The sequence below is a fragment of the Vibrio sp. 1F255 genome, assembly GCF_041439145.1.
In the GTDB taxonomy this organism is placed as follows: domain Bacteria; phylum Pseudomonadota; class Gammaproteobacteria; order Enterobacterales; family Vibrionaceae; genus Vibrio; species Vibrio crassostreae_C.
Window position 1 is genome coordinate 40,557 of the sequence record NZ_JBGONQ010000032.1, and the last position, 16,265, is coordinate 56,821.

Here is a 16,265-nt window from a genome sequence, read left to right on the forward strand (position 1 = left end):
CAGTGAATAGGCTCGCCGTTAAACGAGCCTACCGCTGATTATAGTTTTACTTCTTGTTGCTTTGCTGTTTTCGGTAAAGAAACGCTTAGCAGGAAGTAACCTAGAATTGCAGCTGTTGTAGATCCCATCAGGATGCCTAGTCGAGCTAGTGTGTCAAACTCTACATTCGTTGGGCCAAATGCTAGTGATGAAATAAAGATAGACATTGTAAAACCAATACCACACAGGACAGATACTGCGAAGATGTTCATAAAGTTCACACCTTCAGGGAGCTTAGCAACACCCAATTTCACCGCACCCCAGCTGAATGCAAAGATACCAAGAGGCTTACCAATCAATAGACCCATAGCGATACCAAGCGGTAGCATACCTGTTAGGCTTGAGATTGAGATACCTTCCAATGAAATACCTGCGTTTGCAAAAGCAAAGACTGGCAAGATTGCAAAAGCGACGTATGGGTGCAGAGCATGTTCTAGATGCTTCAGCGGAGAATGTTCACCTTTATTGCCTTTCAGTGGGATAGCAAAACCAATCACTACACCAGCCAGCGTTGCATGAACACCAGACTTCAATACTGCAAACCACAGAATTGCACCAACAATGAGATACACACTCAGCTTAGTTACATGCTTGTTGTTTAGCATGAACAGCACACCAGTTGCGATGAAACCAACCGTTAACGCAAGCGTTGATAGGTCGCCTGAGTAGAACAGTGCAATGATAACAACAACGCCAAGGTCATCGATAATTGCTAAAGCCAATAGGAACACCTTCAAGCTAACCGGTACACGGTTACCAAGAAGCGCCATGATACCTAATGCGAATGCAATATCAGTTGCCGCTGGGATAGCCCAACCTTGAAGCGCTTCTGGGTTACTTGAGTTAAATAGCACGTAAATAAGTGCAGGAGCTAGCATACCACCCACAGCTGCGATAGCTGGGAAGATTGCTGTCTCTTTAGACTTTAATGCGCCTTCTAAAAGTTCGCGCTTAACTTCTAAGCCGATTAGAAGGAAGAAGACAGCCATTAAGCCATCGTTAATCCAGTGAGACACAGACATACCAAGAACGTAACTGTGAAGTACACCTTGGTACATTTCGTTCAGTGGTGAGTTTGCTACAAACATTGCGATCGCCGCAGCGATGACTAGTATGATGCCGCCAGCAGATTCCATTTTAAAGAAGTCACGGATGACGTCGGTCATGATTTCGCCCTTATATTTATTATTTAAATAAACGAATAACAAAGAATAACCACGAGTTTATATCCAAGTTTAATTGATAGATAATCACTTCTTCGGATGTTTAACTTCGGTTTTTCCTACAAATACTAAACAATACGTCGTATATTCCATAATGTTGTTATGCACCATGAATTAAGTATAGATGAGATCATCGAACCTGTATGCACAATTCATTGGGGGACGCTAAAAGGCGCAGGCATAAAAAAAGGCTATCAAATTATAGCCTTAGGTGTTTTTTAGTAGCCAGTTAACTGCATAAAGCCTGTCGCTTCATGACTCCCGCTCGCCTTAATCGGCCCTTCCCAATATGGTATGACAAATGGAAGCCACATATCCCTGCGTATAATACGCGTTGTGAGGTTAATATCATGCTTAGGGACGTTAATGATCCACTGCAAAGGCATCCGTCTTCCATTCATCAACGTTGTATTTTGCAATGGTTGAATGGAAATGTCGGATTCCGTTAATTGGTAAACTTTGCCTGAGCGCGTTGCTAATGTCCCGAATATGTAAGGCAACTGTTGGTTATGACGATAGCGGTTAATGCTCAGCGCTGTGCCGTCATCGAGGTTAAATACAAACCAATCCCAACCTTGTTGGCCCACTCCAAGTAAGCCACTGCCCCACTCTTTATGTACCCACGCAGTTCCTTCCACTTCCTTGGTAACGCCGTCTAGGTTCAACACACCACTCAACGATAAAAATGGAGCGCTGAAGTTATAAGACGCGACAGGTAATAAGTCGTGCTTTTTCTGATAACCGTTATCGCCGTTGAGCACATAGGGCCCTTTTGCAATGGTGTCGAGTTCAAGTCCAAACGTGTCTGTTTGCACTTGAAGGCGTCCTGGGAATGGGGTGTTGCCGAGTGCACGCCAGTTCCAGTTATCAATCCAAAGCCTGAATGGACGATTAGTCATTCCCGCTTGGCCAATGCCGCCACGAGCCATGCGCTGTTCTTTCCATACTTTGGACTTAGAAGAGACCACCACATTTGAGATATAGACTTGAGGGCTTTGCCACCCCGGAGTTTCACGTTCGTCCGTTGCTATACGGAAAAAGCTCCACTGAACCGAATAGTCTTTACCGTCATCACCTTTCAAAGACGCAAAGTAATGCCACCACTCGTGCTGAAACTCTGGGTGGAACTTAAAATCTTGTGGTAGCGACACATTGCGGTCTGGCAAAACAGGTTCGAACACATTGAAGTGTTCATTAACCAATATTGAGTTAACTTCATTCACGCCCTTTTCACCAGGATCGATGAAATAGGAGTAATAACCCCAAACACTTAAAAAGATGCCGAAGAAACTGATTAATAGCAGAGAAGACAGGATTCGTTGTCTTAACTTAGTTGAGGTATTCCGTAAAAACATACTAAAGCGCATCCCTCAGTGACTTCATCGGAGTGTTCCGAATCATTCTCATCACTGGTAAAGCACCAGCTAGCATCAATGCTGCCATGGCCCATGCAAATGTCTGCAAATAGTCCCAAGGAATCACTTGTAACTCGAGTGACCACCCAAAAGACTGCTTGATCACGATATCTACAATTAGGCTCGCTAGCGCTAATCCGAGCGGAATCGCAATTAAGGAGGAAATAAGCCCGAACACAAACAGCTGCAAACTACCTGTCAGGATCAGTTCTTTCGCCGAGACACCCAAACAGCGCTGCAAGGAAATATGCCTTTGGCGAGATACTTCACCCGCAACCGTCGCGAAGAAGATACCGAAGACGGCGATAACCAAGGTGATATTGCCTAGTGTATCTGCAATCGCGAACGTTCTATCAAACACCCGCATCGCTTGACTGTGAATATTGTTATTATCGAAAACACGCTCAGAACCAAGCCTGAATACACTTTCTAATCGGTTGCGAAGCCCTAGTGAATTCACATCGTCTTTGAGTATTACGCCAAGGCCGACATTTCCCCGCCCTGCAAACCCATACAGCCAATTTCGATGCGACATCATGACTTGATGGTAAGGGTTACCGTAATCGTAATAGACACCGACAACCTGCCAACCAGAGCCGAGACTGTCATAGAGGTCGATGTAGTCGCCAGGGCGAATCCCCAGCTTGAGAGACATCGATTCACTGATCAACACACCTTTAGAGTGATGTAAGTGATACCAGTAATTCGGAATACCTAATTTGATCGTCAGCGCTTCTAGTTCGCCTTCAGAAGGGCCTGTACTGACCACCTGAATACTACCGACTGGAGACGCCACATCTTTCTCCCAACGCCACCAAACCGAATCCACTTCAGGTTGGTCAGATAACCAATTACTCATACGAGCAGCGGCATTGTTGGTTGGGTAGATATAAAGATCGGCTGCCAAACGCTGTGTTAGCCATTTATCAGTGGTATCTCTAAAGCTACCGACCATGGTTTCTACACCAATATTGGCTGTTAAGGCTAACATAAACGCCATCGTCGCCACGCCACGGTAGCTCATACTGGAAGCTGCATCAGCAAAGAACCAGCGAGCACGAACCCAGCGCAACGAATAAGAGAGGCTGTTAAATAACTTCCACATCAAAAACGGGGTAAATAGCGCCACACTGATCAGCATTAGCGCGATAATCGCAAAACCCGTTTCTTGAGTCTGAGGGGCTTGATACACAGCAACAGCAGCAACCAAGAAGCCACAGCCAATCAACGCTTGCCAAGTGAACTCGGTACCCGCAAAACGCATCAAAGACAAACGAGAAGACAGACGAATCGGTTGAGACTTAAGTAAACGAACCAGTGGCCACGCACACGCTAAGAAAGCACCAATCAATGCCATCAGTAAGCTGTAACCACTCCAACGCCAATTCCAGTCGATCGTTAAGCCGACGTTAGCGTCGTATAAATCGCCCAAGCTTGAAGATACGGCAGGTAACAATTGGTTTGCTAGCATCACGCCAAATACATTGCCGCAGATCCAGCTCAGTAAAACCAATAGCAGTAACTCTAAACAGAGCGCTTTAGTCAGTTGCCAACCAGACACACCTGTTTGTCTTAAGATTCCGACTAACGGTTGGCGCTGAATAAATGACAACGACATCGCTTGATAGAAAATAAATAAACCAACCACAAACGACAGCATACCCATCGCTTTTAGGTTTAAGTGGAACGCACTGGTCAGCGACTCAAGCTCTGCCTTAGAGCTACGAGAGATCGTCAAACCATTAGGTAACATATTTTTAAGACGTTCAAACTTCTCAGTGGGCATGTCTGAACAAGCAATCACTGAAAGCCCAGCACTGCGTTTAAGCATTCGGAGCAAGGAGATATCCGCAATCAACCTTGTACCATTAATCATATTATTTTGATCAACAACCACAGGACCAAGTTCAGAACCATCCATCAAAGGGATGTAATCACCGTTGTGCCATTCCATGTGTTCAGCAAGATCATCACTGACAAGGATTGGATATGGTGGCTTCATGAGGTTCAAAGCGGTGAGATCTTTTAACGCTATACCAGGTTGTAGCTGAAGCATAGAAACAGGATCTATACCGACAACCATGAAGTTTGCGCCATTTTCATCAGTGATACGATGGTGATCAAGAGGAGAACACTGTTGAAAACCTTCACGGCGAAGTTGGATATAAAAGCCTTGCGGGATTTTATTGGCGTTGTGTTTTGGTCGAATACGGTAAGGAAGAGGATTCGAAAAGAGTTTTTCGCCATGCGCATAGCTTTGCTTGGCGTGTTGGTTGATAGCAGTAACACCAACCAAAAGTGATACGCCGAGGGTTAAACCAAGCCATACCAAAATAATCTGCAGTGGGTAACGTCGATAGTGACCGAGTAGTGCCTTAACTACGGGCCATAACATGCAGTTGCCCTCCTTGCAGACGGATCCTACCATCCATATGCAGAGCTACTTTTTCACTGTGTGTTACCAACAGCAACGTACATTCTAATTGACGAGCCAAAGAGGTCAGCAAACGCATTACCGCTTCTGCATTACGCTCATCTAAACTACCGGTCGGCTCATCGGCCAGCAATATTTTTGGTTCCATATAAAGCGCACGCGCAATGGCCACACGTTGTTGTTGGCCACCAGACGCTTCTTCAGGGTAACGGCCAAGTAAAGGCATAAGATCTAAAGCAGAGAGAATCTGTCTCCAGAGACCTTTGTCTTCAGGTAAGCCTTTTAACTGGCGGCAAAAACGGATGTTATCGGCAATATTTAACGTTGGCAATAAGTTGAATTGCTGAAAAATATGGCCAATGTTGTTTCTGCGATAAGCGGTGCGGTCACGCTCGGTTGAGTCGTGCATATTGAAGTGAGGAAAAGCGATTTCACCTGAGTCCGCTAGGTCTAAGCCCGCGATAAGATTCAGTAAAGTACTTTTACCTGAACCGCTTTCTCCCATTAATGCCAGCTGGTCACCTTGGTTTAATGTTAATTCAGCACCTTGCAAAACAGGGTGAAACTCCCCCCCATCGACATAGCCTTTACATAGGTCTGACAGCTTTAACATTAAACAGCTCGCATTAGTTAGAATTTGGAAGGAGAATCTACACTAATTCCCTGTTAGGAGGAAGTATTTTGAATGATAGATCACACGCCAACGATAAAGTGATGCGATTGGTGCGCCCTACTTCAACTTCCTATCAAGTTTTTAATCCATTTTCTTGTTTTCATGCGATAGAGCGACCCGCCCCACTTGAGGACTTCTTCCGTTAGGAAAAGCAGATATACCCACTCAGGTGGAAACTTAAAATAGATAGCCGCGATGGCTGCCAATGGGATACCGATCACCCACTGAGCAATCAAATCTTGATAGAGGCAGAACTTCACATCACCACCCGCTCTCAACACCCCAACGATCACAGTCAATGGCACCGAGCGAATGACAATACCCACACAGAGGATCAGAATGAACTTCTCTGAGAGGGCTCTGGTTTCTTCCGTCAGTGCGCTAAAGGCATTAAGTATTGGCGTTTGAACGAAATAGAGAAAAACGGCTACAACAATACTAGTTAAGAAACACAAAATTGTTAAGCCAAGCGCTTGATAGTAAACCGCTTCATTGTTTTTCGCACCAAGTTGATTACCCACCAAAACAGCTGCCGCATTCGAAAGGCCAATCAATAAACTCAATGAGATAGATTCAACCGGCGTCATGACCGATAGCGCAGCCAGACCTTGAACGCCCGATTGCCCCATGATCGCGTGGTAAGCAAACAAACCACCCGCCCATGCTAAGAAGTTAAACGTGGTCGGCAGAGACAGCTTCAAGAAGCGAACCACCTTATCAATCGAAGCTGCCGCTTTAATATCGCAAAACTTAAATGCTAATAAATGCTTAGAGAAATAGAGATAACCAAACAAAGTCGCGACTTCAATCGCGCCACTCAGTACCGTCGCAATCGCCGCACCTTTGATTCCAAGCGCAGGAAAGCCTAAGTTACCGAAGATCAGCACCCAGTTTAAGAACACGTTAGACAGGATGCCGATACCGCTGAAAAATGTACTTAGCCCGGGTTTGTGCATCGCTCTCAAACCCACAGCCATACTGCTGACACACGATACCGCTAGCATGCTAAATGACGTAATTACGATGTATTCAACGCCTAAGTTGATGACCTCTTGAGAGTCGGTCGTCACGCCCATGATTTGTGCAGGAAATGAAACGAAAAACGCGATAGTCAGTAAAGCAAACAGTGTCGACACCAGCCACGTCAGCGCAGTGCTTTCTCTCACACCTTGTCTGTTACCCGCGCCCCAATATTGAGCAGTAAGAAGAGCACCGCCCGTGGTAACACCCACCAGCATAATGGTCGTCACGAACATCGCTCGGCTCGCCACCCCCACAGCTGCGATGTCTGCTTCGCCAAGTTGGCCCAACATCAATACATCCACCAAGCCTCGGCTTGAAAACATAATGCTCTGCAAGGTGATGGGCAGTGCAATCGCAATAAGCCTGCGAACAAAATCACCTCGTGTGTGATGAATAATTGAAGAGAGCAACATAGAGAGATACCTAAACGGAACGTATTGATGAATAAAGATAAATATCGCGCTATTATATCAATGTTCGGTTTTTAACCACAGATATAAATGGAGTAACAATGAAGAAAGTACTGGTTTTAGGGGCTTCTGGATATGTTGGTTCGCAACTCCTCCCTCTCCTGCTTGAGCAAGGCTATCAAGTCACGGCAGCAGCAAGGCATATCGACTATTTAAAGGCACGGACCGAGCCTCACGAAAGCTTATCGCTTGAGTATCTTGATCTGGCCGATCAAGCTGCGACACAAGCCTTAGTCCCCGACTTTGATCTTATCTTCTTTCTCGTCCATGGCATGGCAGAAGGCCACGACTTTATCGATTATGAGCTGAACTTAGCCCGTAACTTTGTTTCTGCTCTTGGGCCAAAGAATCAACACGTCATCTACCTGAGTTCTTTACAGCCTCAGACTGGTGATTCAGAGCACCTTCAAGCGAGAAAGAAAACCGGCGAATTGCTTCGTAAAGGGCCTGTACCCGTTACCGAACTTCAAGCTGGCGTGATCATTGGCCCAGGATCTGCGGCATTCGAGATCATGCGAGATTTCGTGTACAACTTGCCGATTATGATTGCGCCAAAATGGGTTGACTCTAAAGCCAACCCGATTGCTTTGCAGAACCTGAACCACTATTTACTAAAACTCGCACAAGACACGCCTAGCGAAAGCCAAACCTTTGAGGTTGGCGGGCCGGATATTGTCTCTTACCGAAACCAATTTGCTCATATTGCTAAAACCGCCGATCGTCCACTCAAACTATGGGCGACATCGCTACTGACACCAAAGATTGCTTCATATTGGTTAGGCGTGGTGACTTCTGTACCGTCTAACATAGGTAGAGCACTACTTGCAGGCTTAAAGCACGACTTCATCGCCAGTTCGACCATCATTAGAGAAAAGTACCCTCAGAAGCTTATCTCGTTCGAAAATATGGTTGAACAAGCCATTCACGCTGAAGGAAACTTTGTCAAAAGCAATGTATGGGGCTTTGATAAAACCGCATTCAAACGCTGGCAAGCTGGGTATGGCTATTACCCGAAGAAAACAGGCGCAAGTATCACCTCAAGCGCTTCATTGGAATCGCTTTGGCATGTTGCTCAGCAAATCGGAAGCCCGAAGCAAGGTTACTTCTTTGCTAACACTTTATGGCGCACACGCGAATGGTTGGATGTTCTTTTCGGTGGCGGTGTACCGGTTCGACAAATGCCAGAAGGGCCCAACCTAAAAGTCGGTGACAAAATCGATTCATGGAAGGTCATTCGCTGTGAAGAGAATCAGTTTTTATCCCTGCTTTTCGGTATGAAAGGCCCCGGTTTAGGGCGACTCGAGATTACCGTCTCTGACCACGGTGACTCTCGCGAGCTGAACATTTCAGCGTGGTGGCACCCTAAAGGCTTTCTAGGGTTACTGTATTGGTTTGCTATGATGCCAGCCCACCTGTTTATTTTTAAAGGCATGGTGAAGGCAATTGAGAAGCAGGCTAAAGAACAGGATTAAAAGCAGATGCGAGATTCGGGTAACGGGATGCGAAAAGACTTAACAGCAAATTAGCGACACGCGCTATGAGAGACAAAAAAGAGCGGATAATTCCGCTCTTCGTATCTCTCATCTCGAATCCGCTATTAGCCGATAACGCTAATTGGGATCTCAGCCAGTTGGTTGCCTTGGTTAGCAGGGTAAACGATGTATTCACCGTGATACTTCACCGCAGACTTATAGTCCGTTACTTTGTGAAGCATGAAGCCCGCTTCCATCGCCGCTTGGATGAACTCAGCATGGTTGCCACGAACAAACCAGTTCATTGGCTTAACCATCAACTCCCCGTCGAAAGAGTCGTCACACTGTTTACCGCATAAAGCAAAAGAGTGCTCGCCATCGGTGAAGAATTGAATCTTGCCGCCAGTCGTTAGCTCGTCTTCACTCGATACGCTCCAACCCATCTCGTACATTTTGTCCATGAACGCTTCAACATCACTGTCTTTTAGCGTTTTAGGCTCTTCGCCTTCAGGGAAAAAACGTCCGTAAAACGCAGAAATACGTTTAAAGGTAAAAGTTAAATCAGAGTTGTTGCCTTTTGAGCGACCCTGTTTCTGCCAGCGAACTAAGTCAGGCACAATCACGCGATCATAAGCTTGAGATTTAATCGCTTTTGTTACCCAACGAACAAGATAAAGGTTGTTCGCGATAGGTGCGTCGATCGCTTTACCAGACTTATGCAGAGCATACAGCTCGCCCAGCGCATCGTTCACTAACTTCTGAATTTCAATATAGTATTTTGACATTATGCCTTCTTTCCTAATGTCCAATATAGTAATGCTGACAGTATTGCACATGCTGCCATCATCATAGCCATTGGCCCTGCAGTGTCACTTGGTAGCATAGCAACAATTGCCCCCACTACAGAACCAGTACCAAATCTTAATGTGCCTGCAAGCGAAGAAGCTGTGCCGGCCATATTCGGGTATCCGCTTAAAAGCAGTGCCATTGAGTTACTACCAATGGTAGACAGTGTGCCGATAAACAGCATCACGAATGGCACAATACCCCACAAACCGATATCTAACATCCAACCGACTAACAGACCTAAGCCCGCAAACAGTTGAATGGTTAAACCGACTCTGAGCATAGCGTGAGAGCCCACTTTCTTAACGATTCGACCGTTGATGCTCGTCATCAAGATCATAGCAACAATATTCAAGCCGAACAGGTAGCCAAACAGATCAGGGCGAACGCCATAGATATCGATGTAAACGAATGAACCTGCCGTTAAGAACGCAAACATCCCTGAAAATGAGAATGCACCAGAGAAAATCAGGCCCATCGCCGTTGGGTTCTTACACAGTCGAGCATAGTTACGAATCGTTGTTTTAAAGCGCAATGGTTGTCGGTTTTCTGCAGGAAGCGTTTCTGGGATCTTCATCGATACCGCCAGAATCACGATCACCGCAAAAATAGCCAGAACCCAGAAAATTGAACGCCAACCGAACCACAACGCTAAGTAACCGCCAATCATCGGAGCAACCAATGGCGCAACTGTCATCACCAAAGTAACGAAAGACATGGTTCTTGCGAAATCTTCACGATCGAACATATCTCTTACCACCGCTTGGATGATAACGGCCGCCGCAGCACCAGCAAAACCTTGAGCGGTACGGATGTAAGTCAGCGCTTCAATGCCATGAGTTGTCGCACTCACCATAGAAGCGATAGCAAACAAGAACACACCAATAAGCAGTACAGGCTTGCGACCATAGCTATCCGCCAACGGGCCATGCAGCAACTGCCCCAGCGCGAAACCTGCGGTATAGGCTGTTAGCGTGATTTGTACCTCACCCGCCGTCACACCAAGATCTTTAGCAATGGTCGGCATCGCTGGCAGATACATATCAATGGCTAGCGGAGTAAGTGCACCAATCGCACCTAGAATCAAAAACAGCACTAAGCCTAATTGAGGTGTTTCTAGTTGGGAGCTTTGGCTCTGTGAGGTCGATGTTTGCATGGTTCTCCGAATGTTCAACTGATAGAGCTAGGGACTAGCGTGAGTACGCGAGTCAAAGATTGGCTGAGACTTTCCTAGTACCAGTCAACATCATCAGCCGACGCTATCCATGGTCGGCTTTACAACGAAAGGGCTATTTCCAGCAAAAGTGGTCTCTTGTTAAGAACAATTTCTTGTTAAGAGCAACTTCTAGCTAAGGACTACTTCCAGATTGAATCGACTTCTTCTTGCGTTAGGTAACGGTATTCACCTAACTCTAAAGATTCGTCCATCTCAATTTCGCCAATACGTTCACGGTGTAGTGCTTCTACCTTGTTACCAAGAGCAGCAAACATACGTTTAACTTGGTGGTATTTGCCTTCGTGAATCGTTAGCAATACTTCACGCTCTGCACGAACTTCTAGGTGTGCAGGAAGTGTTAGGCCATCTTCGCTCTTAAGCTGGATGCCCTCTTTGAATTTTTCAACGTAATCGTCTTCAACAGGTTCAACCAACCACACACGGTACGTCTTCTCGCACTTGTGCTTTGGCGAAGTGATACGGTGAGACCACTTACCATCGTCTGTAATCAACACAAGACCTGTTGTATCAATATCTAGACGACCAGCAAAGTGCAGCTTGTCCATTTTGATTTCATCAAGTAATTCAAACGCGATACGATTTGCGCCATCTTCATGCGAACAAACAAAGCCTTCAGGCTTATAAAGCATGATGTAACGTGGGCCGTGAACATTCAGTTCATTGCCTTGCCATTCGACAACGCACTCTTCAGTTACCTTGAGTGAACCGCTTTTTTGAATGACATCATTTACTGTCACTGCCTTGGATTTTAATAAGTGTGTTGCTTCTCTTCGAGTGACGCCTAATGCATCGCACAGAAATTTATCTAAACGCATGAATACCTCAACTAATCTAAGTCGGGTATTATAGTCACCTTTGCTCAATTAGTTGAGCTATTTCACACTATTTGTTTTCCTTCTTACAAGACGCGATATGTATACACTCCGCCCGTACCAAGCTGATTCTGTAAAATCAGTGATTCATTACTTCAGAAAACACCAAACTCCGGCAGTGCTCGTGCTTCCGACAGGTGCAGGAAAAAGCCTTGTGATTGCAGAGTTAGCAAGGCTTGCGAAAGGTCGAGTGTTGGTGCTTGCTCACGTAAAAGAGTTGGTTGAACAGAACCATGAAAAGTATGAAGGTTACGGGCTGAAAGGCTCGATTTTCTCTGCGGGTTTAGGACGCAAAGAGACCGACCAACAAGTCGTGTTTGCTTCGGTGCAATCTGTGGTGCGAAATCTCGATTCATTCTCTAACCAATTTTCGCTGTTGGTTATCGACGAATGCCACCGTGTTCCCGATGAAAAGACCAGTAGTTATCAGAAAGTCATCACTCACTTACGCGAGAATAATTCGGGCATCAAGGTGCTTGGATTAACAGCGACCCCATATCGTCTTGGGATGGGTTGGATTTATCAATACCACACTCGCGGTCAAGTGCGTTCAGATGAGCCACGTTTCTTCCGCGACTGTATCTTTGAGCTGCCGATTCGTTACCTGCTCGATGAAGGTTTCTTAACTCCTGCAAGCATGATTGATGCACCCGTGTTGAGCTATGACTTTTCGCAATTAAAGCCCGCGAGCACTGGTCGCTACAAAGAAGCAGAACTCGACATGGTGATCGAGCAATCGAAACGAGCGACCCCACAGATTGTCGATCAGATTATTCACCTAGCCCAAGATAAACTAGGCATCATGGTATTCGCTGCGACCGTTCGACACGCGCAAGAGATCCTCGGCTTATTGCCAGAAGGTGAAGCTTCAATTGTGATTGGTGATACACCAACTCTCGAACGTGACCAAATTATCAGCGACTTCAAAGAACGTAAAATCAAGTTCTTGGTTAACGTATCGGTATTAACCACAGGTTTTGATGCGCCACACGTCGATTTAATCGCGATTTTGCGCCCGACAGAATCCATCAGTTTGTATCAACAAATCGTTGGCCGTGGCTTACGCCTATCTCCGGGTAAAAAAGAGTGTTTGGTGCTCGACTATGCGGGCAACAGTTACGACCTCTACCAACCTGAGGTTGGCGACCCTAAACCCGATTCAGACAGTGAAATCATCACCATCCCTTGCCCTGCGTGCGGCTTCAATAATAACTTTTGGGGCAAGCTAGACAGCAATGGCTTCTTGCTTGAGCACTTTGGGCGCAAATGCCAAGGCTACTTTACCGATGAAGACACGGGCGAGCGCGAGCACTGTAATTATCGCTTCCGAGCGAAATATTGCGGTGAATGTGGTGCTGATAATGACATTGCTGCGCGCATTTGTCATGAGTGCGATGCAACCTTAGTCGACCCAGACAAAAAGCTAAAAGAAGCACTGAACCTAAAAGATGCCTTGGTATTTGAATGCTTGGAAATGGACCTCAACGTGCTTAAAGACGAGAAAGGTAAATCACAACTTAAGGTCACCTATCGCGGAGAAAACCAAGCGCAAGTGCATGAGTTTTGGTCATTAACCAGCAAAAAGCAGAAGCAGAACTTCAAAGACCAGTTTGTTCGCCCTCACCTTGCAGACAGACATCGCCCTTTCGAAGAAGCCTCACCGACGAAAGTGGTTGCTCACCAACATAGATTCCGCCCACCTCAATTCGTGATTGCCCGTAAAGTCGGACGCTTTTGGAAAATGAGAGACAAGATATTCGAAGACGAACTACAGCAGCGTTAAGGTTAAGAATAAAAGTAAGTCTTACGTTCTTAACACTCGGCAATTAATCTTATGTATTAAAGCCTGCGCCATTTAAGCGTTAAGTTTTTCGGTATCAAATTCTCATTATTAATCAGGTTCACTTTCTGTTCAGAATTACTTTTTTATACTGAACGCTATCAACCTTCTCTAGGATTCGCTATGTTTAGTAAAGCTATGATTTCTTTGTTTTCTATAAGCTTAGGCTTATTTGTTTCTGCTGGCGCATGGGCTGACTCACATCATAATGGTCATGAATTAGTGCAGGACGTTCATAAAGCAGGAACCAGCATCGAATTTGAAGAAGATCAAGACGAAGTCTATGAAGCCGTACGAGAAGGCTACATTCGCCCTTTCTCAGAAATGTATGCGGCGGTTGAAAACGATCTTCATGGCAGAATCATTAAAGTAGAACTAGAAGAAGATGACGACATTTGGGTGTATGAACTAAAAATCAATTACCAAAACAACATCATCAAAGTCGAATACAACGCTGAGACGTTAGAAATGCTTATGATCAAAGGCCGCAACTTTAAAGACGCAATTAAACACGGCGACTAGTTACGTACGACGAAGAGCTAAGCACGACGAACAGTCATTAGAAGAAATTAGAAGAACAATTATGAAAATTTTAGTCGTTGAAGATGAGCCTCGTTTGGGCCAACAAATTATTGAAACACTTGAGGGGGCCGACTGGGTTCCAGAGCTCTCTCAAGATGGTATCGACGCACTCTACCGTGCAACGTCAGAAGAATGGGACGCGATTGTCCTCGATTTAGGTTTACCTAAGCTTGACGGCCTAACGGTATTAAAAGGCATTCGAGACGAAAACATCAACACGCCAGTGATTATCTTAAGTGCTCGTGACACGCTAACTCAACGTGTTGAGGGCTTGAACGCCGGTGCTGATGACTACCTAACTAAGCCATTTGAGATGGTCGAGCTGATTGCCCGTATCCGAGCTCAACTGCGCCGAGCATCAGGCAGTGCTGCTCCGATACTTCAAATCGGTGATCTAAGCCTAGACACACGCAGTTCTAAAGTGTTGTGGCAAGGTCAAGCAGTTAGCCTCACGGCGCTGGAATATAAAGTTGTCGCGTACTTCATGCATAACCAAAACAAGGTTATCTCGCGCACTGAGTTGGTTGAGCATATCTACAAGCAAGACTTCGACCGAGACTCAAACACGGTTGAAGTGTTCATCGGTCGTATTCGTAAGAAAATCGCACCAAAGATCATCAAAACCGTTCGTGGCCTTGGCTACCAACTGAATGCTGAATAGCTCAGTCGTCAATCACGCCAAGAGCAACCATTAATTAAGTGGACAGCCTGTTCTGATCATCGCAATACGATAAGTTACGATGAGCAAAGGCAGGTTGGAAATGCATGAATCTAAAGAAACGAACACTTAAAAACATCAGTTTAAAAAGCCGCTTGCTCCTTGCTGCGGCTTTTTGGCTAGGTGCGATGATATTAGCGGCTGGTGTCGGGATTCCGAAACTTGTTAACGACTACCTCGTCGATGACATGAAGCAGCAGCTTGGCTTAACCATGGATGAGTTAACCGCCAATATCGAAACCAATGACAGTGGTAACCTGATCATGGCAGAGCGTCTGTCTGATCCTAGGTTCAACCAGCCCTACAGTGGTATTTATTGGCGCGCCGCTACCCAAGAGCAGATCATTCGATCTCGCTCGCTATGGGATAAAGACCTCACCATCAAGCGTTCACCGATTCACACATCAGTCAAAGGGCCAGAGAAAGAAAAACTGATTTACATCGAGCAAGATATCTACCTGCCTGAACTGAGCGACCCTGTCACGATCACCATTGGTATTGATGAAGATCCATTAGAATCCACACTGACCGAGCTTACTGGTCAAGTCTGGTTGATCCTAATGTTGCTGTTTGTTGGCGTGCTGATGTTGATCGGTATTCAAGTCAGTTGGTCGTTATTACCGCTCAGCAAGATGCAACGCGAACTGGTAATGCTAAGAAACGGCGAGCAACAAGGGTTAAGCGATAACTACCCGAAAGAGGTTTCTCCATTAGTCTCTGACCTCAATGCCCTGCTCTTTCACTATCAAGAGTTATTAGAACGAGCTCGTAACCACGCGGGTAACTTATCTCATGCGTTGAAAACACCGCTTTCAGTTCTAAAAAATGAGATAGAGCGACTTCCAGAGGATGACAAGGCACTGCTGCAACAGCCCATTCATCAGATTCAAAGCCAAATTGATTATCACCTTGGCCGCGCTCGTATGGCAGGTGCAATGAACATTCTTTCGGTGAAGTCTTCACCTTGTGAGCGTGTTGAAGCTATCTCAATGGCGTTTGATAAAGTCTACGCAGCCAACGAAGTCACCATAATTAACGAGCTAGACTCTGAGATTGAAGTGGCGGTAGAAAAAACCGACCTTGATGAAATGGTCGGCAACCTACTCGAGAACAGTTACAAGTGGGCTGGCAGCATTATTCGCGTCCATGCAAATGAACTCGACGATGGCAACATAGAGTTGGTGATTGAAGATGATGGCCAAGGCATTCCTGAAGAGAAGCTTGAGCAAGTGACCAAACGTGGCGTCCGACTTGATGAAACCACACCAGGAACAGGCTTAGGGCTTAATATCGTAAATGAAATGGCACACAGTTACCGAGGCAGCCTAACGCTCAGCAAGAGCTCAATGGGCGGCTTAAAAGCTTCTCTGGTGCTTAAAGTAAGTAAAGGCTGAACAAGCTAAGTAAAAGTTAAACACAAT

General features: G+C 45.7%; 13 protein-coding genes. 5 read left to right on the forward strand and 8 right to left on the reverse strand.

Annotated elements, in window-relative coordinates; genetic code table 11:
- Positions 1-38: 38 nt before the first annotated feature.
- The 5 genes from nhaA to ACED41_RS17040 form a co-directional block, all read right to left on the reverse strand.
- Positions 39-1,205, reverse strand: coding sequence for a Na+/H+ antiporter NhaA (gene nhaA, locus ACED41_RS17020; protein WP_010441484.1), 1,167 nt, complete (start codon positions 1,203-1,205; stop codon positions 39-41).
- Between the two features lie 275 nt (positions 1,206-1,480).
- A complete protein-coding gene (locus ACED41_RS17025) occupies positions 1,481-2,629 on the reverse strand; it encodes a lipocalin-like domain-containing protein (RefSeq protein ID WP_017068753.1) in 1,149 nt (382 codons plus the stop codon).
- Entirely contained in the window at positions 2,619-5,072 is a 2,454-nt protein-coding gene (locus ACED41_RS17030) for an ABC transporter permease (protein WP_136982098.1), read from the reverse strand. The genes ACED41_RS17025 and ACED41_RS17030 overlap by 11 nt, the downstream gene beginning before the upstream one ends.
- Positions 5,053-5,724: an ABC transporter ATP-binding protein gene (locus ACED41_RS17035; protein ID WP_076653026.1), complete on the reverse strand. Its 672-nt coding sequence runs from the start codon at positions 5,722-5,724 to the stop codon at positions 5,053-5,055. Before ACED41_RS17035 ends, ACED41_RS17030 begins: the two co-directional genes overlap by 20 nt.
- A gap of 122 nt (positions 5,725-5,846) precedes the next feature.
- Positions 5,847-7,220, reverse strand: a complete 1,374-nt coding sequence (locus ACED41_RS17040; protein WP_017060384.1) for an MATE family efflux transporter — start codon at positions 7,218-7,220, stop codon at positions 5,847-5,849.
- Between the two features lie 98 nt (positions 7,221-7,318).
- On the opposite strand from ACED41_RS17040, the gene ACED41_RS17045 reads away from it, so the two are divergent.
- On the forward strand, positions 7,319-8,749 hold the full coding sequence (locus ACED41_RS17045; protein ID WP_017065397.1) for a DUF2867 domain-containing protein: 1,431 nt from the start codon (positions 7,319-7,321) through the stop codon (positions 8,747-8,749).
- A 125-nt stretch (positions 8,750-8,874) separates the two neighbouring features.
- Here the strand turns inward: ACED41_RS17045 and ACED41_RS17050 are convergent, their stop codons facing one another.
- From ACED41_RS17050 to rsuA, 3 genes are all read right to left on the reverse strand, one after another.
- Complete coding sequence (locus ACED41_RS17050) at positions 8,875-9,534, reverse strand: DUF2913 family protein (RefSeq protein ID WP_017060382.1); 660 nt, start codon at positions 9,532-9,534, stop codon at positions 8,875-8,877.
- Positions 9,534-10,751 carry a Bcr/CflA family multidrug efflux MFS transporter gene (locus tag ACED41_RS17055; protein WP_017060381.1) on the reverse strand — a complete coding sequence of 406 codons (1,218 nt, stop codon included), beginning with the start codon at positions 10,749-10,751 and terminating at the stop codon, positions 9,534-9,536. Before ACED41_RS17055 ends, ACED41_RS17050 begins: the two co-directional genes overlap by 1 nt.
- A gap of 200 nt (positions 10,752-10,951) precedes the next feature.
- The gene (gene rsuA / locus ACED41_RS17060) at positions 10,952-11,647 is read right to left on the reverse strand and encodes a 16S rRNA pseudouridine(516) synthase RsuA (RefSeq protein ID WP_017060380.1); all 696 of its coding nucleotides are present in this window, start codon (positions 11,645-11,647) and stop codon (positions 10,952-10,954) included.
- A 97-nt stretch (positions 11,648-11,744) separates the two neighbouring features.
- Here rsuA and ACED41_RS17065 point away from each other — a divergent pair, with 97 nt between their 5' ends.
- The 4 genes from ACED41_RS17065 to ACED41_RS17080 all read left to right on the forward strand — a co-directional run bounded on the left by ACED41_RS17065 (position 11,745) and on the right by ACED41_RS17080 (position 16,238).
- The gene (locus ACED41_RS17065) at positions 11,745-13,487 is read left to right on the forward strand and encodes a DEAD/DEAH box helicase (RefSeq protein WP_371725321.1); all 1,743 of its coding nucleotides are present in this window, start codon (positions 11,745-11,747) and stop codon (positions 13,485-13,487) included.
- A 180-nt stretch (positions 13,488-13,667) separates the two neighbouring features.
- The gene (locus ACED41_RS17070; RefSeq protein WP_017066076.1) at positions 13,668-14,066 is read left to right on the forward strand and encodes a PepSY domain-containing protein; all 399 of its coding nucleotides are present in this window, start codon (positions 13,668-13,670) and stop codon (positions 14,064-14,066) included.
- Between the two features lie 61 nt (positions 14,067-14,127).
- Positions 14,128-14,787: a response regulator transcription factor gene (locus ACED41_RS17075; protein WP_017060377.1), complete on the forward strand. Its 660-nt coding sequence runs from the start codon at positions 14,128-14,130 to the stop codon at positions 14,785-14,787.
- Positions 14,788-14,891: 104 nt separating this feature from the next.
- Positions 14,892-16,238, forward strand: coding sequence for an ATP-binding protein (locus ACED41_RS17080; RefSeq protein WP_017060376.1), 1,347 nt, complete (start codon positions 14,892-14,894; stop codon positions 16,236-16,238).
- The last annotated feature ends 27 nt before the right edge of the window (positions 16,239-16,265 follow it).

Coding starts and splice junctions, on each gene's coding strand:
- ACED41_RS17050 (WP_017060382.1), bottom strand. CDS start 9,534: ATGTCAAAATACTATATTGAAATTCAGAAGTTAGTGAACGATGCGCTG.
- ACED41_RS17075 (WP_017060377.1), top strand. CDS start 14,128: ATGAAAATTTTAGTCGTTGAAGATGAGCCTCGTTTGGGCCAACAAATT.
- ACED41_RS17070 (WP_017066076.1), top strand. CDS start 13,668: ATGTTTAGTAAAGCTATGATTTCTTTGTTTTCTATAAGCTTAGGCTTA.
- ACED41_RS17080 (WP_017060376.1), top strand. CDS start 14,892: ATGAATCTAAAGAAACGAACACTTAAAAACATCAGTTTAAAAAGCCGC.
- nhaA (WP_010441484.1), bottom strand. CDS start 1,205: ATGACCGACGTCATCCGTGACTTCTTTAAAATGGAATCTGCTGGCGGC.
- ACED41_RS17055 (WP_017060381.1), bottom strand. CDS start 10,751: ATGCAAACATCGACCTCACAGAGCCAAAGCTCCCAACTAGAAACACCT.
- rsuA (WP_017060380.1), bottom strand. CDS start 11,647: ATGCGTTTAGATAAATTTCTGTGCGATGCATTAGGCGTCACTCGAAGA.
- ACED41_RS17035 (WP_076653026.1), bottom strand. CDS start 5,724: ATGTTAAAGCTGTCAGACCTATGTAAAGGCTATGTCGATGGGGGGGAG.
- ACED41_RS17065 (WP_371725321.1), top strand. CDS start 11,745: ATGTATACACTCCGCCCGTACCAAGCTGATTCTGTAAAATCAGTGATT.
- ACED41_RS17030 (WP_136982098.1), bottom strand. CDS start 5,072: ATGTTATGGCCCGTAGTTAAGGCACTACTCGGTCACTATCGACGTTAC.
- ACED41_RS17040 (WP_017060384.1), bottom strand. CDS start 7,220: ATGTTGCTCTCTTCAATTATTCATCACACACGAGGTGATTTTGTTCGC.
- ACED41_RS17045 (WP_017065397.1), top strand. CDS start 7,319: ATGAAGAAAGTACTGGTTTTAGGGGCTTCTGGATATGTTGGTTCGCAA.
- ACED41_RS17025 (WP_017068753.1), bottom strand. CDS start 2,629: ATGCGCTTTAGTATGTTTTTACGGAATACCTCAACTAAGTTAAGACAA.